Raw genomic sequence first — 19527 nt, forward strand, 5'->3', positions numbered from 1 at the left:
GACCGCGCGGGCCCGGTCACGCGCGGGTCGCCCACACGTAACGGTGTTCCGGGCGGCCCGCGTCGCCGTACTTGAGGGTCAGCCTGGCCCGGCCGGTGCGCTCCAGCAGCTTCAGATAGCGCTGGGCGGTCTGCCGGCTCACCCCGGTCCGCTCGGCGATCTCCTGCGCCGACAGCGGACCCTCGGCGTTCATCAGGGACTGGCGCACCAGCTCGGCGGTGGTGGGGGAGTGCCCCTTGGGCAGTTCGGGCTCCGACGGCGCGGACAGCGCCCCGAAGATGCGGTCCACCTCCGCCTGTTCGGCCTCGCCGCCGCCGTCGAGGGTGCGGCGCAGCTGCGCGTACGCCTCGAGCTTCGCCCGCAGCCCCGCGAAAGCGAACGGCTTCACCAGGTACTGCAGGGCGCCCTGCCGCATCGCCGCCTGTACGGTCGACACGTCCCGGGCGGCCGTCACCATGATCACGTCGGTCTGGTGGCCTCGGTGGCGCATCTCCCGCACCACCGCCAGGCCCGTCTCGTCGGGCAGGTAGTGGTCCATGAGCACCAGGTCCAGCCGCGGCAGCGTCTCCAGCCGGCGCAGGGCCTCGGCCGCGCTGTGCGCCTCGCCGGCCACATGGAAGCCCGGAACCTTCTCCACGTAGGCGGCGTTGACCCGGGCGACCCGGACGTCGTCGTCCACGACAAGGACCTCGATCATCGCGCCTCCTCCTCGGCAGCGTTCGGCGCGGTCGCCGTGAGGGCCGGCTCCAGACCCGGTTCGCTCAGTGCCTCCGGCAGTAGGACCGTGAACTCCGCGCCGCCGCCGTCCGCCTCGCCGACCGTCGCGCTCCCGCCTTGCCGCTCGGCGAACCGGCGTACCAGGGACAGCCCCAGACCACGCTTGCCGTGCGCGGGCGGCTTCTTGGTGGACCACCCCTCGGTGAAGATCAGCTCCCGTTGCTCCGCCGGGATCCCGGGCCCCGTGTCGCGCACCCTGAGGACGGCCGTCCGCCCCTCGGCGCGCAACTCGACCTCCACGCGCGCGTGCGGGGTGCCCGCGACGGCGTCGAGCGCGTTGTCCACCAGGTTGCCCACGACCGTGACCAGCCCCCTGGGGTCGATCAGCCGGTCCGGCAGCCGGGTCCGGTCGGAGACCCACAGGGCCACCCCGCGCTCGGCCGCGACGGTCGCCTTGCCGACCAGCAGGGCGGCCAGCAGCGGGTCCTGGACCTTCTCGGTGACCTGCTCGGCGGTGACCCGGTGGTCGCCGACCACCTCGCCGACGAACTCCACGGCGTCGTCGTACATCTCCAGCTCGAGCAGGCCCAGCAGCGTGTGCATGCGGTTGGCGTGCTCGTGGTCCTGGGCGCGCAGGGCGTCGATCAGGCCGCGGGTGGAGTCGAGTTCGCGGCCGAGCTGCTCCAGCTCCGTGCGGTCGCGCAGGGTGGCCACCGCGCCGCCGTCGTCGGTGGGCATGCGGTTGGCGAGCAGCACCCGCTGGCCGCGCACGGTGAGCAGGTCGGTGCCGGTCACCCGGCCTGCCAGCACGTCGGTCGTACGACCTGCGCCGAGCGCCTCGTCCAGGGACCGGCCGACGGCCTCGTCACCGAGGCCGAGCAGGCGCCGCGCCTCGTCGTTGAGCAGGCGGATGCGGCCCGCGCGGTCGAGGGCGACGACGCCCTCCCGGATGCCGTGCAGCATCGCCTCGCGCTCCGCGAGCAGCGCCGATATGTCCGAGAAGGCCAGGTCCCGGGTCTGCCGCTGCACCCTGCGGGAGATCAGCCAGGCGGCCAGCGCGCCCACCGCGAGGGCGCCGCCCGCGTACGCGAACAGCCCCGGGATCGCGTTGATCAGCCGCGCCCGCACGCTGTCGTACGCGATGCCGACCGAGACCGCTCCGATGATCCGGTGGCCGGCGTCGTACAGCGGCACCTTGCCGCGGGCGGAGCGGCCCAGGGTGCCGCTGTCTATCTCCATGACCTCCTTGCCGGCGAGGGCCTTGCTGGGGTCGGTGGAGACGATGCCGCCGATCTGCTTCGGATCGGTGTGCGACCAGCGCACCCCCCGCCGGTCCATCACCACGATGTACTCGGCGCGGGTGGCCAGGCGGATGCGCTCCGCCTCCTTCTGCACCGGTCCGTCGACACTGGGCGGGGTGCTCCTGACCTCCTGGGCGATCTTCGGGTCCTGCGCGGTGGTCTGCGCGATCGCGAGCGCGCGGCGCATCGCCTCCTGGTCGAGCTGTTTGCTCAGCGGTGCCAGGAACAGCCCGGTCGCGAGTACCGCGACTCCCGCGGCGATCGCCACCTGCATCAGCAGGACCTGCGAGAACACCCGCCGTGGCAGACCGATGCGCCGACGGCGTGCGGGGGGAGTGGGGCTCATGACCACGACGGTACGTGGACGGGCGGGCGCTGCCGAAGGGGTGTGGCGTGGATCTCTTGACCAGTTCTTGAGAAAACGGTGATCCCGCGCGCGGAGCGCTCAGCCCGCCAGCCCCGCCGCCGTCAGCGCATGGACCGCCACCACGTCCATCCGGGCCGGTGAGCCGAGCACCGAGGCCCCGCAGCTCTCCGGGCGGGGCGGCAGCGAGGCGCCCTGGGCGACGATGACCCGCCAGTGGCGGCCGTCGGAGTGGGCGACGATCACCTGCCAGCGCGGCGCCGCGCCGTCCGTCCGTACGACGCTCAGCGCGTCGGCCGCGTACTCGCCCGTGGCCGAGCGCACGGCCAGTTCGGCCGCCTGCCCGGGCCGCTCCCAGGCGGACCGCCCGCGGCACCCCTCGGCGACGACACGGCCCTGCTGGACGCCGTGCAGGACCTCCTTGACGGCGTGGGCCTCGGCTCGGCCGTACGCGTATCCGTACGGCAGTACGAGCACCGTCGGGGAGAAGCGATGTCCACCCAGATGAGTGACCTCCCAGATGCCCCGCACTCCGGAGGTGGCCAGTTCGGCGGCGAGAGGGCGGCCCAGGAGGGCGCAGCAGCGGTCGCGCTTGCCGTTGGTGCAGACGAGGGCGAGCGGGCCGCCGGAGTGCGGCCGGCCTCCGAGTGCCGAGCCGAAGCTCCGGTGGTCACCGGCACCCAGGGCGGCGAAGTCGAGGTCGAGCAGACGGCGCGGATCGCGGGTGGTGGCGTGGTGCAGCCACACGTTCCCGGGGACCGTGTGCGCCACGTACACGTGGCGCACGGCGGGCGTCCCGGAATCGGCGTGGCGGCCGGGGCGCCGGATGAGCGCGATCCGGACGCCCGTGCCCTCGGCGGCGGCCTCCAGAGCGCGGCCCAGCGCGGGGTCGAGGTGGCTCGAAGTGAGCGCCTTGACACCCCACGGGCCGGTTTGTTCCAGCAGCAGCCACGTTGTCGCGGTGGCCGCGGTGCCGGAAACGGGTTCGTCGAGGCTCCGGGAGACGGTCGCACACCTACTCACACAGGTGAGCCTAACCTGACTTGCCTCGTGGTGACTTCCCGCCGCCCTTGTGTCCTACTCGGGCAGGGGCTGAGGCGGCTGCGGACCGACGTAGTGGCCGCTGGGGCGCATGCGCAGCGGGCGCTCCCCGTACTCCTCCAGGGCGTGGGCGATCCAGCCCGCGATCCGGGCGACGGCGAAGACCGTCTCGCCCGCGCTGGCGGGCATGCCGGTGGCGACCGTGAGCACGGCGAGGGCCAGGTCGACGTTGGCGTGCAGCGGTGTGTGGCGGGCGGTGGTGGCGACGATGTCGCGGGCCGCGAGGAGGGCGGGTTCGGCTTTCGGGACCTGCTCCAGAAGGCCGAACAGGACACGCGCGCGTGGATCCTCGCCCGTGTAGAGCCGGTGGCCCAGTCCGGGGATGCGGCGGCCGGCGCGGAGCTCGTCCGCGATCACCGGCACGGCGGTGCCCTGGTCCAGTACGTCGAGCAGCAGCCGGTGGGCGAGGCCGCTGGCCGCGCCGTGCAACGGGCCCTCGATCACCCCGAGTCCGGCCGAGACGGCCGCGTAGGCGTGCGCGCGGGCCGAGGCGGCCACGCGTACGGCGAGCGTCGATGCGGCCAGGTCGTGGTCGGCGAGCAGGGCGAGTGCCGTGTCCAGGACGCGCAGGGACGCGTCGTCGGCCTCGTGCCCCGTGAGCCGGCCCCAGAGCCGGTGGGCCAGGGGGCCGTCGTTCAGGTGGGCGAAGGGCTGCGGTGGCAGGGCTGCGACGAGGGTGGGGATGAGCACGCGCGCGGTGTTGAGTACGGCCTCCTCCGACAGGTCGAAGCGCAGCGGGTCCTCGGCGGCGGCGGCGATGGCCGCGACCCGCAGCCGGTCGGTGGGGGAGGTGTGCTCGGGCAGGGCCCGCACCGCGCGGCGGGCGACTGCGACGGCCGGTTCGGGCGCGGTGAAGGCGACGCCCGGGCACATCCGCCCGGTCCACAGCCACTCTGCCACCTCCTCGTAGGAGTGGCGCGCGGCGAGCTCGGTGGCGTCGACGCCCCGGTAGAAGTACCGGTCCTTGTCGATGAGCGTGATGCGGGTCCGTACGGACAGCTCACCGCCGGCGCCCGGACCGCCGCCACCTTCCCGCCTGTTGCGCCGGGCGAGGGCCGTCACCTCCTTGGCGTCGAAGGTACTGCCGCGACCGCCGGGCTCGCGCCTGCTGCTGAGCTGACCGCGGCTGACGTACGCGTACACGGTCTCGGGCTTCACGCCGAGCAACTCGGCGGTCTCCTTGGTGCTCAGCCGACGCCCGGGACGGCCGGGAGCGGGGTCTTGATCGCGCATGGGGCTCACGGTATCCGCCTCCCGATACATTGACTGGATCAATATTGACAGCTAATGAGTCAATCATGGACAGTCACATCAAGTCCAGGGAGGAAGAAACATGTCCATCAACAGGACCGCGGCCACTCTCGTCGACGTGCCGCGCGGACTCGCGGGCGTCGTCGTCACCGACACCGAGATCGGGGACGTCCGGGGACTCGAGGGCTTCTACCACTACCGCCAGTACTCCGCCGTCGACCTCGCGCGCAACCGCGGCTTCGAGGACGTCTGGCATCTCCTGGTCCACGGCGAACTGCCGGACGCCGAGCGGCGCGCCGCCTTCACCGCCGAGACCGCGGCGCTGCGCCGGCTGCCCGACGAGGTGCGGGCCGCCCTGCCCGCCCTCGCGGCGGCGAGCCGCGCCTCCGGTCCGCTGGCGGGCATGCGCACGGCACTGTCGCTGCTGGGCGCGGCGCAGGGGTTCCGGCCGGTGTACGACATCGACGCCGACCGGCGCCGTGCGGACACCGTCGCCGCCTGTGCGGCCGTACCCACCCTGCTCACCGCCCTCCACCGCCTGGGGCGGGGGCTCGATCCGGTGGAGCCGCGCGAGGACCTCTCGTACGCGGCCAACTACCTCTACATGCTGACCGGTTCCGAGCCGGACCGGCGGCGGGCCCGGGCGATCGAGCAGTACTTGATCTCAACCATTGATCACGGCTTCAACGCGTCAACCTTCACCGCCCGGGTCATCGCGTCGACCGGCGCGGACGTGGCGGCCTGCCTCGTGGGAGCCGTCGGCGCGCTCTCCGGGCCGCTGCACGGGGGTGCGCCGAGCCGTGCCCTCGACACCCTGGACGCCATCGGAACGCCGGAGCGGATCGACTCCTGGATCCGGGAACGCGTCCTCGCCGGCGAGCGCGTCATGGGCTTCGGGCACGCGATCTACCGCACGGAGGACCCCCGTTCACGGATGCTCCGCGACATCGCCCGGGGCTTCGGCGGACCGCGCGTCGACTTCGCCGTCGAGGTCGAGCGCCGGGTCGAGGCGATCCTCGCCGAGCTGAAGCCCGGGCGTGAACTCCACACGAACGTCGAGTTCTACGCGGGCGTGGTCATGGAACTGTGCGGCCTGCCCCGCGAGATGTTCACGCCCACCTTCGCGGCGGGGCGCGTGGTGGGCTGGAGCGCCAACATCCTGGAACAGGCGGAGGACTCGAAGATCATCCGCCCGGTGGCGCGGTATGTGGGCCCGGAGCCGCCCGTGGTGGTGCCGGCAGTGATGTGAACCGGCCCGAGGAGCCCGGGCGTGTGTCAGCAGCTCACTCTCCAAGAAGCTTCCCCAGCTCTGAGCGAGAACGAAGTGGCTGAAGGTGAGGTTCGCAAAAGCATCTGCCGGCGTCCGGAACGGGCCTCGTCGGGGAAGCCGCCCCACCCGTCGGCCAGGGTTTCGTCGTTCATGGCCATCTGGGTCAATTGCACGTGAAGACTTCGCATGTCGGATGTGGCACTGCGGCGCAGTTCATCGCGAGAGGCAATCAGTTCCTGTCGCTGGTGGGCGAGCTCTTGGCGCTGGAAGCGTAATTCTCGTTGACAGAAGAGCGTGACCACGAGTAAGAGGAGGGCGAGTCCGGAGAACACCGCACTCACGCCCCCGAAGTATTCACCGAGAGCACTTCGTTCTACTGCACTGCGCCTGTTTGCATTCATGCGCTCGACGCCGTCTGTCAGCCGGCTACTGATGGCGATGGAAGCCAGGCACACCGCAGCGATCGCCGCTGTCCCGGTGACCGGCCATGTGATGAGGGCGGCTGCGCGGCCTCGTGCCGGATCGGTTTCCACAGGTGCCTCCGCGGAGATGCGACTGAGTCGTCCTTGGTCGTCGTTCAGAGGGCAGAGGAGCGAGGCCCGGCGTCTGTCTGCCCGGGCCTCTTCTCCTTTCACTGAGCCGCTCGGAGGTATTGAGTGCGCTACTTGTTGGCTGTGCAGTCTTGCGGAGTCCGGTCAGGCGTCGGGAATATCCGATGTGGCCAGGATGAGGATGTCGCGGCTCACGATGATGATGCGCTCGTCCTTGGCCCGGGCGGCGTCGGCCGGGAGTTCCGGTTCCAGCTGGTCCGTCGCGTCGGTGCCGATGACGGCGAAGTTCCCGTCGCTGAGCTCGAAAAAATCTGGGCAGGTATCGCCCGTCATGCTTCCTCGCTCGCGCGGAGACGCACCAATGCGGCGCTCAATTGTTCGGATGTTTTCCAACCGTAACGATGTGCTGTGTTCAAACAGGTGTGGGCGAGGGACTCCGCAAACTGGTGAAGGCGACCAGAGGTTGGCAAGCGCTGTGTGCGGCTGCTGCACTCCCAGAGTGCCGAGCGGCTCTGATCGGCGGGGAGGCGGAGAGGAGACGCACGGAGGGAAGCAAGGGCCGCACGCCCCGCGCCATGCCCAACGCCTGCACCGCAAGGCCTGCTGACAGTCGTTCACTTCGCGGTGTTTCTTCCCGCTCGTATCCTGGGCCGGCATTCCATTCCCGTCCGTGCGCCGGGCCGTGAGCCGGTGCGCGCTTGCGCGTGAGAGAGGTCGCACGTTGGGGCACAGCCGCAGTCCGCAGCAGATCCCGGTCGTCGTACTCGCCGGTTTCCTCGGCTCCGGGAAGACCACGCTCCTCAACCATCTCCTCCACCGCAGCGGAGGCAGCCGCATCGGGGCGATCGTCAACGACTTCGGGGCCATCGAGATCGACGCCATGGCGGTCGCGGGGGCGCTCGGCGACTCCACCGTCTCCCTCGGCAACGGATGCCTGTGCTGCGCCGTCGACGCGAACGAACTCGACCTCTACCTGGAGCGGCTCGCCCATCCCGCCACCGGCATCGACGTCATCGTCATCGAGGCCAGCGGACTCGCCGAGCCCCAGGAACTCGTGCGCATGGTCCTGGCCAGCGAGCACCCGGGGATCGTGTACGGCGGTCTGGTCGAGGTGGTCGACGCCGCCGAGTTCCACGACACGCGCGCGAAGCACCCCGAGCTCGACCGGCATCTCACCCTCGCCGACCTGGTCGTGGTCAACAAGCTCGACCGGGCCGCGGACGGCGAGCGCGTCCTCGGCCTGGTCCGGTCCCTCACCGACCGCGCCGCCGTGGTCCCCGCCACCTACGGCCGCATCGACCCCGAGTTCCTCTTCGACTGCCGGCCGAGCGAGGAGCGCGTCGGGCAGTTGTCCTTCGACGACCTGCACGAGCACGCCGACGGGCACGCCGACCACCTGCACGCCGCGTACGACAGCCTCTCCTACGTCTCCGAGGTCCCCCTCGAACCGCGCAGGCTGATGGCCTTCCTCGACAGCCGGCCGGAGGGCCTCTACCGGATCAAGGGGTATGTCGACTTCGGCCCGTACGACCCCGGCAACCGGTACGCCGTGCACGCGGTCGGCCGCTTCCTGCGCTTCTACCCGGAGCCCTGGGGGCCCGCCGGCGCCCGCCTCACCCAGCTCGTCCTCATCGGCTCCGGCATCGACACCCCCACCCTCACCAAGGAACTCGAGGCGTGCCGGAACGACGCCCCACACGCCGACGAGCACGGCATGTGGGGCGTCCTGCGCTACGTACAGGCCCCTGAGGAGCACCATCCGGAGGGGTACGACTCCGAGGACCCGCCGGTCTAGCGGCGGAGGAGGGAGCCGACGCTCGAACCAGCTCGCGCGGGGCACCACCTTCGCCCCGCTCACCAGCGTCGATGAGGCACCGCCCATTTCCTGCGACTTGTGATCCGCCGGACAGGCCCTGTGGTCGGCGGGACCTAGAACACCGGTCCTGCCACCACCCACACCGTCTTCGGCAGCGACGTACCCGAACCGTCCCGGCGGGGATCCGGCTCCGGGAGTCCGACGGGCGTGCCGTCCTTCTGCGCCGCGCGCGCGGGGGCCGGGCCCGCCCAGGCGAAGGACAGGCAGTCCTCGCCCTTCAGGAACCGCTGGCAGCGCACGCCGCCGGTGGCCCGGCCCTTGCGCGGGTACTGGTCGAACGGGGTCAGCTTGGCGGTCGTCTGCACGGAGTCGTCCAGCGTGCCGCGCGAGCCCGCCACCGTGAAGACCACCGCGTCAGCCGCCGGGTCGACGGCGGTGAAGGAGATCACCTTCGCTCCCTCGGTGAGCTTGATGCCCGCCATGCCACCGGCGGGGCGGCCCTGCGGGCGGACGATGGACGCCTGGAAGCGCAGCAGCTGGGCGTCGTCGGTGATGAACACCAGGTCCTCCTCCCCGGTGCGCAGCTCCACCGCGCCGACGATCCGGTCGCCCTCCTTGAGCGTGATGACCTCCAGCTCCTCCTTGTTGGACGGGTAGTCGGGGACCACGCGCTTGACCACGCCCTGCTCCGTGCCGATCGCCAGGCCCGGCGACGACTCGTCCAGCGTGGTCAGGCAGATCACCGTCTCGTCGTCCTCCAGGGAGACGAACTCCGCCAGCGGCGCGCCCCCGGCGAGGTTCGGCGCCGTCGCCGTGTCGGGCAGCTGCGGCAGGTCGACCACGTTGATCCGCAGCAGCCGGCCGGCCGACGTCACCGCGCCCACCTCGCCGCGCGCGGTCGCCGGGACCGCCGAGACGATCACGTCGTGCTTGGTCCGGCGGACGTGGGCGTCCTCCGCGAAGGGCTCGCTGTTCGCAGTACGGGCCAGCAGACCCGTCGACGACAGCAGCACGCGGCACGGGTCGTCCGCCACCTGCAGCGGGACGGTCGCCGTCGTGGTGGCCGCCGACTCCAGCAGGACCGTGCGCCGGTCGGTGCCGAACTTCTTGGCCACGTTCGCCAGTTCGGCCGAGACCAGCTTGCGCAGCTCGGCGTCCGACTCCAGGATCCGGGTCAGCTCCTCGATCTCCGCGTTCAGCCGGTCCTTCTCCGCCTCCAGCTCGATGCGGTCGTACTTGGTGAGGCGCCGCAGCGGCGTGTCGAGGATGTACTGCGTCTGGATGTCGCTCAGGGAGAAGCGTTCCATCAGGCGCTCCTTCGCCTGCGCGGAGTTCTCGCTGGAGCGGATCAGGCGGATGACCTCGTCGATGTCCACCAGCGCCGTGAGCAGGCCCTCGACCAGGTGCAGGCGGTCGCGGCGCTTGCCGCGGCGGAACTCGCTGCGCCGCCGGACGACGTCGAAGCGGTGGTCGAGGTAGACCTCGAGGAGCTCCTTCAGGCCCAGGGTGAGCGGCTGGCCGTCGACCAGGGCGACGTTGTTGATGCCGAAGGACTCCTCCATCGGCGTCAGCTTGTAGAGCTGCTCCAGAACGGCCTCCGGGACGAAGCCGTTCTTGATCTCGATGACCAGGCGCAGGCCGTGCTGGCGGTCGGTGAGGTCCTTGACGTCGGCGATGCCCTGCAGCTTCTTCGAGCCGACCAGATCCTTGATCTTGGCGATCACCTTCTCCGGACCCACGGTGAAGGGCAGCTCCGTGACGACCAGGCCCTTGCGGCGGGCCGTGACGGTCTCCACCGCCACCGTGGCGCGGATCTTGAAGGTGCCGCGGCCCGTCTCGTACGCGTCCCGGATGCCGTCCAGGCCGACGATCCGGCCGCCGGTGGGCAGGTCGGGGCCCGGGACGTGCCGCATCAGGGCGTCGAGGTCGGCGTTCGGGTGCCTGATCAGGTGGCGGGCGGCCGCGATCACCTCGCGCAGGTTGTGCGGCGGCATGTTCGTGGCCATGCCGACCGCGATCCCCGAGGCGCCGTTGGCCAGCAGGTTCGGGAAGGCGGCGGGCAGGGCCACCGGCTCCCGCTCCTGGCCGTCGTAGTTGGGGACGAAGTCGACGGTGTCCTCGTCGATCGACTCGGTCATCAGGCTCGTCACCTCGGCCATCCGGCACTCGGTGTACCGCATGGCCGCCGGCGGGTCGTCGTTGCCCAGCGAGCCGAAGTTGCCGTGGCCGTCCACCAGGGGCACGCGCATCGTGAAGGGCTGCGCCATGCGCACCAGCGCGTCGTAGATCGACGCGTCACCGTGCGGGTGGAGCTTGCCCATGACGTCGCCGACGACGCGGGCGCACTTCACGTATCCCCGCTCGGGGCGCAGGCCCATCTCGTTCATCTGGTAGACGATGCGGCGTTGTACGGGCTTGAGGCCGTCGCGGGCGTCCGGCAGGGCGCGCGAGTAGATGACCGAGTACGCGTACTCGAGGTAGGAGCCACGCATCTCGTCCACGACGTCGATGTCGAGGATCCTCTCCTCGTACGAGTCGTCGGGCGGCGGGGTCTTCGTGCTGCGGCGGGCCATCGCTGCCGGCTCCTTGCTGAAGCGATTGACGGATCTGACGCGGACCATTGTGGACCGCGGCACTGACAGCCCGGGCCAGCACCCGGTACCGGCGGTCCTGATCGGCACCGGGGGCACCGCGGTCGGGCGTCCGCGGCACGGCTGCCCGCAGGCTACGCGATCCGCTGTGGGCGTACGTGCTGCGGGAACTTCGCCCAGGGTCCGCACGCTTGCATACAGTGGCAGGACCGGCAGGAAGACCGCGGTCTCACGACCGCCTCGCGATCGAAGGGACGTACATGCCCATGGGTCACACGACCACAGCCGAGGCAGGCTCCGGGGGCCTGACAGCGACCGAGCACCGGCTGGCCAACGGTCTGCGCGTGGTGCTCTCCGAGGACCACCTGACCCCGGTCGCGGCGGTCTGCCTCTGGTACGACGTCGGCTCCCGCCACGAAGTCAAGGGGCGTACCGGTCTGGCTCACCTCTTCGAGCACCTGATGTTCCAGGGCTCGGGGCAGGTGACGGGCAACGGTCACTTCGAGCTGGTGCAGGGCGCCGGCGGCTCGCTCAACGGCACCACCAGCTTCGAGCGCACCAACTACTTCGAGACCATGCCCGCCCACCAGCTGGAACTCGCCCTCTGGCTGGAGGCCGACCGCATGGGCTCGCTGCTCGCCGCCCTCGACGACGAGTCCATGGAGAACCAGCGGGACGTCGTCAAGAACGAGCGCCGGCAGCGGTACGACAACGTCCCGTACGGCACGGCCTTCGAGCGGCTCACCGCCCTCGCCTACCCGGACGGCCACCCCTACCACCACACGCCGATCGGCTCCATGGCCGACCTGGACGCGGCCACGCTGGAGGACGCGCGCGCGTTCTTCCGCACGTACTACGCGCCCAACAACGCGGTCCTCTCCGTCGTCGGCGACATCGACCCCCGGCAGACCCTGGCCTGGATCGAGAAGTACTTCGGCTCGATCCCCGCCCATGACGGCAAGCCCGCGCCGCGCGACGGCTCGCTGCCGGAGATCATCGGCGGGCAGCTGCGCGAGGTCGTCGTCGAGGAGGTCCCGGCGCGCGCCCTGATGGCCGCCTACCGGCTCCCGCACGACGGCACGCGCGCGTGCGACGCGGCCGACCTGGCGCTGACCGTCCTCGGCGGCGGTGAGTCCTCCCGTCTCTACAACCGGCTGGTTCGACGCGACCGTACGGCGGTGACGGCCGGGTTCGGTCTGCTGCGGCTGGCCGGGGCGCCCTCCCTGGGGTGGCTGGACGTGAAGACCTCCGGCGACGTCGAGGTGCCGGTCATCGAGACCGCGATCGACGAGGAGCTCGCCCGGTTCGCCGAGGAGGGCCCCACGCCCGAGGAGATGGAGCGCGCCCAGGCCCAGTTGGAGCGCGAGTGGCTGGACCGGCTCGGCACGGTCGCGGGCCGCGCCGACGAACTGTGCCGGTACGCGGTCCTGTTCGGCGACCCGAAGCTCGCCCTCACCGCCGTCCAGCGCGTCCTGGAGGTGACCCCCGAGGAGGTCCAGGAGGTCGCCAAGGCCCGCCTGCGCCCCGACAACCGCGCGGTGCTGGTGTACGAGCCGGTCTCCGCCGAGGCCGCCGAACACACCGAGGACGCGGATCCCCCCGAAGACCCCGAGGCCGAGGCAACCGTGGAAGCCGGCGACGAGAACGAGGAGGCGGCCAAGTGAGCGAGCTCGCCGCTATGGAGTTCCACCCGCAGCCCCAGGCGGGCGAGGCCAGGCCCTGGGCGTTCCCGGCCCCCGAGCGCGGCGCGCTCGACAACGGCCTGACCGTGCTGCGCTGCCACCGCCCGGGTCAGCAGGTCGTCGCCGTGGAGGTGCTCCTGGACGCGCCCCTGGACGCCGAGCCGGCCGGCTTCGACGGCGTCGCCACGATCATGGCGCGCGCCTTCTCCGAGGGCACCGACAAGCACTCCGCCGAGGAGTTCGCCGCCGAGCTGGAGCGCTGCGGCGCCACCCTCGACGCGCACGCCGACCACCCCGGAGTGCGCCTCAGCCTGGAGGTCCCGGCCTCCCGGCTCGGCAAGGCGCTCGACCTGCTCTCCGACGCCCTCAGGGCGCCCGCGTTCGCCGACAGCGAGGTCGAGCGGCTGGTGCGCAACCGCCTCGACGAGATCCCGCACGAGCTGGCCAACCCCTCCCGCCGGGCCGCCAAGGAGCTGTCCCGGCAGCTATTCCCGGCGACCTCGCGCATGTCCCGGCCGCGCCAGGGCACCGAGGACACGGTCGCCAAGATCGACTCGGCAACCGTGCGGGCCTTCTACGAGCGGCACGTGCGGCCCGTCACCGCCACCGCCGTGGTGGTCGGCGACCTCACCGGCATCGACCTGGACGGGCTGCTCGGCGACACCCTGGGCGCGTGGAGCGGCTCCGCGGCCCAGCCGCGTCCCGTGCCGCCGGTGACCGCCGACGACACCGGCCGCGTCGTCATCGTCGACCGCCCCGGCGCCGTCCAGACGCAGCTGCTCATCGGCCGCGTCGGTCCCGACCGGCACGACCGCGTGTGGCCCGCCCAGGTGCTCGGCACGTACTGCCTCGGCGGCACCCTCACCTCCCGCCTGGACCGCGTCCTGCGCGAGGAGAAGGGCTACACCTACGGCGTCCGCGCGTTCGGGCAGGTCCTCAGGTCCGGCCCCGAGGGCAACGGCGCCTCGATGCTCGCCATCAGCGGCTCCGTGGACACCCCGAACACCGGCCCGGCGCTGCACGACCTGTGGACGGTCCTGCGCACGCTCGCCGCGGAGGGGCTCACCGACGCCGAGCGTGACGTGGCCGTGCAGAACCTCGTCGGGGTGGCGCCGCTGAAGTACGAGACGGCGGCGGCAGTGGCGAGCACGCTGGCCGACCAGGTCGAGCAGCACCTGCCCGACGACTTCCAGGCGACGCTGTACCGGCAGCTGGCCGCGACCGGCACCGTGGAGGCCACCGCGGCGGTCGTGAACGCCTTCCCGGTGGACCGTCTGGTGACGGTCCTGGTCGGGGACGCGGCGCAGATCAAGGAGCCGGTCGAGGCACTCGGTCTCGGTGAAGTGTCCGTCGTGTCCGCCGAGTAGCGGCACGCGCGTGGGGCCCTGGTGACCGACGGGATCACCGGGGCCCCTTTGTTCCCCATGTGGCCCGCTGCATGTCCGAATTGAGACGGAGGTTGCCTGTCTGCCCTGTGGGATGCGCTACAAAGACCCTGATCCGTTTGAGGATTGGAAGCCGCGCGCCTTAGCTTCTTCCGGGCTGTCCGTCAGGCAGTGCGCCGCACCCGCGGCACCGGACAGCCATCGCCGAATCCCCGTACGGCGCGAGCCAGGGGAACCGGGGACCCACCGTCCCTTGGGGTGAATCGGACGCCCGCGCGCAGCGAGGGGGCCCGTAGGAGACCTTCCTGCTCCGAACCCGTCAGCTAACCCGGTAGGCGAGAAGGAAGGAAAGGACCAGCCACTTCATGGCGTTCACCCGCGCCACCGGGAAGCACCGTCGTCCCAGCCGGATGCACCGCACCACCGCCCGCGCGGCGGGCGTCGCGGCCCTCGCCACCACCGGCGCCATCGGTACTCTCGCCGCCCCGGCGCTCGCCGCCGAGCCCGCGGTCGAGCAGACCGGCCTCACCCCGGTCATCACCATCAGCGACTCGGTCCCCGAGCAGATCGACGCCCAGGCCACCGCCCAGAAGGAGGCCGCAGAGCTGAAGGCGGCCGAGGAGGCGGCGCGCAAGGAGGCCGCCGAGCAGGCGAAGAAGGCCCGGGAGGCCGAGGAGCGGGCGGCCCGCGAGGCCGAGCGCAAGCGGCTCAACGCGTTCGTGGCGCCGATCGCGCACTCCTACGTCTCCACCGGCTACCAGGCCAGCAGCTCCCTGTGGTCCTCCGGCTCCCACACCGGCATCGACTTCCACGCCGCCAGCGGCACCGCCGTCCACGCGGTCGGCTCCGGCACCGTGGTCTCCACCGGCTGGGGCGGGGCGTACGGCAACCAGATCGTGATCAAGATGGCCGACGGCATGTACACCCAGTACGGCCACCTGTCGTCCATCGGCGTCTCGGTGGGGCAGAAGGTCACCCCCGGCCAGCAGATCGGCCTGTCCGGCGCGACCGGCAACGTCACCGGGCCGCACCTCCACTTCGAGGCCCGCACCACCCCGGAGTACGGCTCCGACGTCGACCCGGTCGCCTACCTCCGCAAGCACGGCGTGAACGTCTGACGCACACGGCGGTGTGAACGTCTGACGAACCACCACGCAACCACCCGAAGCCCCGGCCCACCAGCCGGGGCTTTCGTGGTTTCGGACCCCCGCTGTCCAAAAAATATCCATGGATTCCGGCCTGCCATCGGAAATTCCCGCTCATTGCAATAGAGTCACGGAACACACGTCAATCAGCGACGTTTCACGGGGATTAAGACGGAGGTCGGTCATGCGTATTCCGGCGCACTCGGTATGCACGGCGATCCGGGACGACATCGTGGCCGGTGTCTACGAGCGCGGCAGCCGGCTCACCGAGGAGCTCCTCGCCCGCCGCTACGGCGTCTCGCGCGTCCCCGTCCGCGAGGCGCTGCGCACCCTGGAGGCCGAGGGCTTCGTGGTGACCCGGCGGCACGCGGGCGCGTGCGTCGCCGAACCGACCGAGCGGGAGGCCGCCGACCTGCTGGAGATGCGCCTGCTGATGGAGCCCCTCGGTGCCGCCCGGGCCGCCCAGCGGCGCACCGAGGCCCATCTCAAGGTGCTGCGGGGCCTGGTGAGGCTGGGCCAGGAGCGGGCCCGCCGGGGCAACAGCGAGGATCTGCGCTCCCTGGGGGGCTGGTTCCACGAGACGCTCGCCCAGGCCTCCGGCAGCCACGCCCTGACCTCCGTACTCACCCAGCTGCGGCACAAGATCGCCTGGATGTACGCCGTGGAGGCACCCGCCAACCCGGTGGAGTCCTGGGCCGAGCACGGCGCCATCGTGGACGCGGTGGCGCGCGGCGACGGCGAGCGCGCGCGGGCGATGACGGCGCTGCACACCGAACGCGCGGCGGCCGCGCACCGGCTGCGGTTCACCGGCGGTGCGGACCGTCCGGAGCGTGTGAGGACTTCGCAACAAGCCGTAAACATGTCGGGCCTGCGGCATTAACACGGGCACCGTATACAAAGAAGAGTAATTCGGCGGAGGTGTATTTTCCCCTGCCTGAATTCATTTGCGTGCTGTCATGTACTGTCGTGCGCCCCGGAATTTCCGGTAAAACGGTGGAGCCGCGCCGACCGGAAAGGTCGACGCGGCTCCACCGTCCGGCGTGCTGACGCTCAGACGGTCTCGGGCAGCTCTTCGAGCCCCTCGGAGACCAGCTTCGCCAGACGGTCCAGGGCGGCGTCCGCACCCTCGGCGTCGGAGGCGAGGACGATCTCCTCGCCGCCCTGGGCGCCGAGGCCGAGGACGGCCAGCATGGAGGCCGCGTTGACCGGAGTGCCGCCGGCCTTGGCGATCGTCACCGGCACGCCTGCGGCCGTGGCGGCTCGGACGAAGATGGAGGCGGGGCGGGCGTGGAGGCCCTCGGCCCAGCCGACGTTGACGCGGCGCTCAGCCATGTGTTGCTGCCCTTCGGTTCTCAGGTTGTCTAGACCAGTTTCCCATATCGTGAAGCATGCCCGGACGGTCCTTCGTCCCGTCCGGGTGTGTCGTCGGATCGCGGCCTCGATCCGACGTCGTCCTCCACAGACTGCCTCGCGCCGTTGTCGTACGCGAGCCGTACTCTGGGGCCCATGCAGACCTCGGCCGACCGGCAGGACCGGCACCAGTACCCCGCCCACTGGGAGGCGGACGTGGTGCTGCGCGACGGCGGCACCGCGCGCGTCCGGCCCATCACCGTTGATGACGCCGACCGGCTGGTCAGCTTCTACGAACAGGTCTCCGACGAGTCGAAGTACTACCGCTTCTTCGCCCCGTACCCCCGTCTGTCCGCCAAGGACGTCCACCGCTTCACGCACCACGACTTTGTGGACCGGGTGGGACTGGCGGCCACGGTCGGCGGCGAGTTCATCGCCACCGTACGCTATGACCGCATCGGCGCCGACGGCATGCCCGCCTCCGCGCCCTCCGACGAGGCCGAGGTCGCCTTCCTGGTGCAGGACGCCCACCAGGGCCGCGGGGTCGCCTCCGCCCTCCTCGAACACATCGCGGCCGTCGCCCGCGAGCGCGGCATCCGCCGCTTCGCCGCCGAGGTGCTCCCCGCCAACACCAAGATGATCAAGGTGTTCACGGACGCCGGGTACACCCAGAAGCGCAGCTTCGAGGACGGCGTCGTACGCCTGGAGTTCGACCTCGAACCGACCGACCGCTCGCTCGCCGTGCAGCGCGCGCGGGAGCAGCGCGCCGAGGCACGGTCGGTACGGCGGCTGCTGGCGCCGGGGTCGGTCGCCGTGGTCGGTGTGGGCCGCACCGCCGGAGGCGTGGGACGCGGCCTTCTCGGCAACATCAGGGACGCCGGCTTCACCGGCACCCTCCACGCCGTGAACAAGGCCTTCCCCGAAGACCTGAAGGAGGTCGACGGGGTGCCCGCGCACCGCTCGGTGCGGGACATCGACGGCCCCGTGGACCTGGCCGTCGTCGCCGTGCCCGCCGAGCACGTGCCCCAGGTGGTCGCCGAGTGCGGCGAGCACGGCGTGCAGGGGCTCGTCGTGGTCTCCGCCGGGTACGCCGAGGCAGGGTCCGCAGGGCGGGAGCGGCAGCGCGCCCTCGTCCGGCAGGCGCGCACCTACGGCATGCGGATCATCGGGCCGAACGCCTTCGGGATCATCAACACCTCCGAGGAGGTACGGCTCAACGCCTCCCTGGCCCCCGAGATGCCGCGCCCCGGCCGCATCGGGCTGTTCGCCCAGTCCGGCGCCATCGGCATCGCGCTGCTGTCCCGGCTGCACCGGCGCGGGGGAGGGGTGACGGGGGTCACGGGCGTGTCGACCTTCGTGTCGTCCGGCAACCGGGCGGACGTCTCCGGCAACGACGTCCTGCAGTACTGGTACGACGACCCGGACACCGACGTCGTCCTCATGTATTTGGAGTCCATCGGCAACCCGCGCAAGTTCACCCGGCTCGCGCGGCGGACGGCGGCGGCGAAGCCGCTGGTCGTGGTGCAGGGGGCCGGGTCCGCGCCACAGGGGCACGCGGTGCGGGCCACACGGCTGCCGCACGCGACGGTGTCCGCGCTGCTGCGGCAGGCCGGGGTGATCCGGGTGGACACGATCACCGAACTGGTGGACGCGGGGCTGTTGCTCGCGCGGCAGCCGTTGCCCTCCGGGCCGCGGGTGGCGATTCTGGGCAACTCGGAGTCGTTGGGGTTGCTGACGTACGACGCGTGTCTCTCCGAGGGGTTGCGGCCGTTGCGGCCCCAGGATCTGACGACGCTGGCTTCGGCGGAGGACTTTCACGCGGCCCTGTCCCGGGCGCTGGCCGATGATGCGTGCGACGCGGTGGTGGTGACCGCGATACCGGCGATCGGGGAGGGATCGCCCGGGGACGCGGAGCTGGCGGAGGCGCTGCGGTCGGCCGCGGCCACGGTTACCGGGAAGCCGGTGCTTGTGGTGCACGTGGAGCTCGGGGGGCTGGCGGAGGCGCTGTCGGCCGCGGCGAGTACGGCGCCGGCCGCGCTCGAGCGGGGGGACTCCCGTCGCCCTGCGGAACGACTGCCCACCGCGGCAGTGGCACATGACAAGTCCCCCGCCGTCGCACCCCCCGACACCTGCTCCCGCCTCATCCCCGCCTACCCCGCCGCAGAACGCGCCGTCCGTGCTCTCGCCGAAGCCGTCAAGTACGCCCGGTGGCGGCGGGAGGCCGCCGACCCCGGGAAGGTGCCCGAGTACGAGGACATCGACGAGAAGGGCGCCGCCCGGCTGATCGACGGGCTGCTCACGCGCGGGCAGGGACTGACGCTCGGGACGGAGGAGACCTGCGAGCTGCTCGGGAAGTACGGCATCCAGGTGCACCGTGCGCTGCCCGCCCCCACCCCGGACGCCGCCGACGAAGCCGCCCGCACCCTCGGTTATCCCGTCGCCCTCAAGGCCACGGCCCCGCACCTGCGGCACCGCGCGGACCTGGGCGGCGTCCGTCTGGACCTCGCGGACGAGGAGCAACTGCGCCGGGCGTACGCGGAATTGGCGGAGCTGTTCGGGACGCCCGAGGAACTGCGGCCGGTGGTGCAGAGGATGGCGCCCCGGGGCGTCGACACCGTCGTACGGGCCGTGATCGACCCGGCGGCCGGGGCGGTGCTCTCCTTCGGGCTCGCCGGAGCCGCCTCCCAGCTGCTCGGCGACATGGCGCACCGGCTGGTTCCGGTGACCGACAGGGAGGCGGCCTCGCTGGTGCGGTCGATCCGGACGGCGCCGCTGCTGTTCGGCTGGCGCGGCTCGACCCCGGTCGACACCCCCGCCCTGGAGGAGCTGCTGCTGCGGGTGTCCCGGCTGGTCGACGACCACCCCGAGGTGGTCGCGGTCACTCTGGAGCCGGTCGTCGTCGCCCCGCAGGGCCTGAGCGTCCTGAGCGCGTCCGTGCGGCTCGCGCCCCCGCCGGCCCGCGGTGACCTGGGACCGCGCACACTGCCGGTGTACTGATCGGGA

15 protein-coding genes and 1 riboswitch are annotated in these 19527 nt (G+C 71.7%); of the genes, 7 read left to right on the forward strand and 8 right to left on the reverse strand.

All coding sequences use genetic code 11. The annotated features are described in order from the left end of the window. Positions 1 to 16: 16 nt before the first annotated feature. The 4 genes from ACIBBH_RS27855 to ACIBBH_RS27870 all read right to left on the reverse strand — a co-directional run bounded on the left by ACIBBH_RS27855 (position 17) and on the right by ACIBBH_RS27870 (position 4716). On the reverse strand, positions 17 to 697 hold the full coding sequence (locus ACIBBH_RS27855; protein ID WP_399409166.1) for a response regulator: 681 nt from the start codon (positions 695 to 697) through the stop codon (positions 17 to 19). Continuing rightward, a complete protein-coding gene (locus ACIBBH_RS27860) occupies positions 694 to 2364 on the reverse strand; it encodes an ATP-binding protein (RefSeq protein WP_399409167.1) in 1671 nt (556 codons plus the stop codon). Before ACIBBH_RS27860 ends, ACIBBH_RS27855 begins: the two co-directional genes overlap by 4 nt. Before the next feature lie 99 nt (positions 2365 to 2463). After that, positions 2464 to 3405 carry a sucrase ferredoxin gene (locus ACIBBH_RS27865; RefSeq protein WP_399409170.1) on the reverse strand — a complete coding sequence of 314 codons (942 nt, stop codon included), beginning with the start codon at positions 3403 to 3405 and terminating at the stop codon, positions 2464 to 2466. 54 nt (positions 3406 to 3459) lie between these two features. Then, positions 3460 to 4716, reverse strand: a complete 1257-nt coding sequence (locus tag ACIBBH_RS27870) for a citrate/2-methylcitrate synthase (protein ID WP_399409172.1) — start codon at positions 4714 to 4716, stop codon at positions 3460 to 3462. Positions 4717 to 4816: 100 nt separating this feature from the next. Between ACIBBH_RS27870 and ACIBBH_RS27875 the strand changes: the two genes are divergently transcribed. Continuing rightward, a complete protein-coding gene (locus tag ACIBBH_RS27875; protein ID WP_399409174.1) occupies positions 4817 to 5983 on the forward strand; it encodes a citrate synthase/methylcitrate synthase in 1167 nt (388 codons plus the stop codon). A gap of 26 nt (positions 5984 to 6009) precedes the next feature. Here ACIBBH_RS27875 and ACIBBH_RS27880 read toward each other — a convergent pair whose 3' ends face one another. After that, positions 6010 to 6537, reverse strand: coding sequence for a DUF6082 family protein (locus tag ACIBBH_RS27880; RefSeq protein ID WP_399409176.1), 528 nt, complete (start codon positions 6535 to 6537; stop codon positions 6010 to 6012). Between the two features lie 162 nt (positions 6538 to 6699). Beyond that, entirely contained in the window at positions 6700 to 6888 is a 189-nt protein-coding gene (locus tag ACIBBH_RS27885; RefSeq protein ID WP_399409178.1) for a hypothetical protein, read from the reverse strand. A gap of 388 nt (positions 6889 to 7276) precedes the next feature. Between ACIBBH_RS27885 and ACIBBH_RS27890 the strand changes: the two genes are divergently transcribed. After that, positions 7277 to 8350: a CobW family GTP-binding protein gene (locus tag ACIBBH_RS27890; RefSeq protein ID WP_399409180.1), complete on the forward strand. Its 1074-nt coding sequence runs from the start codon at positions 7277 to 7279 to the stop codon at positions 8348 to 8350. A 134-nt stretch (positions 8351 to 8484) separates the two neighbouring features. Here the strand turns inward: ACIBBH_RS27890 and ACIBBH_RS27895 are convergent, their stop codons facing one another. Beyond that, positions 8485 to 10944: a DNA topoisomerase (ATP-hydrolyzing) subunit A gene (locus ACIBBH_RS27895; RefSeq protein ID WP_399409182.1), complete on the reverse strand. Its 2460-nt coding sequence runs from the start codon at positions 10942 to 10944 to the stop codon at positions 8485 to 8487. A gap of 278 nt (positions 10945 to 11222) precedes the next feature. Here ACIBBH_RS27895 and ACIBBH_RS27900 point away from each other — a divergent pair, with 278 nt between their 5' ends. The 4 genes from ACIBBH_RS27900 to ACIBBH_RS27915 all read left to right on the forward strand — a co-directional run bounded on the left by ACIBBH_RS27900 (position 11223) and on the right by ACIBBH_RS27915 (position 16054). After that, positions 11223 to 12626 (forward strand): M16 family metallopeptidase, encoded by a 1404-nt coding sequence (locus ACIBBH_RS27900; protein WP_399409184.1) that lies wholly within the window; start codon positions 11223 to 11225, stop codon positions 12624 to 12626. After that, a complete protein-coding gene (locus tag ACIBBH_RS27905; RefSeq protein WP_399409186.1) occupies positions 12623 to 14011 on the forward strand; it encodes a M16 family metallopeptidase in 1389 nt (462 codons plus the stop codon). Before ACIBBH_RS27900 ends, ACIBBH_RS27905 begins: the two co-directional genes overlap by 4 nt. A 210-nt stretch (positions 14012 to 14221) precedes the next feature. Then, a riboswitch (cyclic di-AMP (ydaO/yuaA leader) is annotated at positions 14222 to 14381 on the forward strand. Between the two features lie 13 nt (positions 14382 to 14394). Next, complete coding sequence (locus ACIBBH_RS27910) at positions 14395 to 15147, forward strand: M23 family metallopeptidase (protein WP_399409188.1); 753 nt, start codon at positions 14395 to 14397, stop codon at positions 15145 to 15147. A 211-nt stretch (positions 15148 to 15358) separates the two neighbouring features. Next, positions 15359 to 16054: a GntR family transcriptional regulator gene (locus ACIBBH_RS27915; protein WP_399409190.1), complete on the forward strand. Its 696-nt coding sequence runs from the start codon at positions 15359 to 15361 to the stop codon at positions 16052 to 16054. A gap of 170 nt (positions 16055 to 16224) precedes the next feature. Here the strand turns inward: ACIBBH_RS27915 and ACIBBH_RS27920 are convergent, their stop codons facing one another. Beyond that, on the reverse strand, positions 16225 to 16506 hold the full coding sequence (locus ACIBBH_RS27920) for an HPr family phosphocarrier protein (RefSeq protein ID WP_030235221.1): 282 nt from the start codon (positions 16504 to 16506) through the stop codon (positions 16225 to 16227). A 174-nt stretch (positions 16507 to 16680) separates the two neighbouring features. On the opposite strand from ACIBBH_RS27920, the gene ACIBBH_RS27925 reads away from it, so the two are divergent. Continuing rightward, positions 16681 to 19521 (forward strand): GNAT family N-acetyltransferase, encoded by a 2841-nt coding sequence (locus ACIBBH_RS27925; protein ID WP_399409192.1) that lies wholly within the window; start codon positions 16681 to 16683, stop codon positions 19519 to 19521. Positions 19522 to 19527: the final 6 nt, after the last annotated feature.

Origin of the sequence: Streptomyces sp. NPDC051636, assembly GCF_044453765.1 — a bacterium.
Lineage (GTDB): Bacteria > Actinomycetota > Actinomycetes > Streptomycetales > Streptomycetaceae > Streptomyces.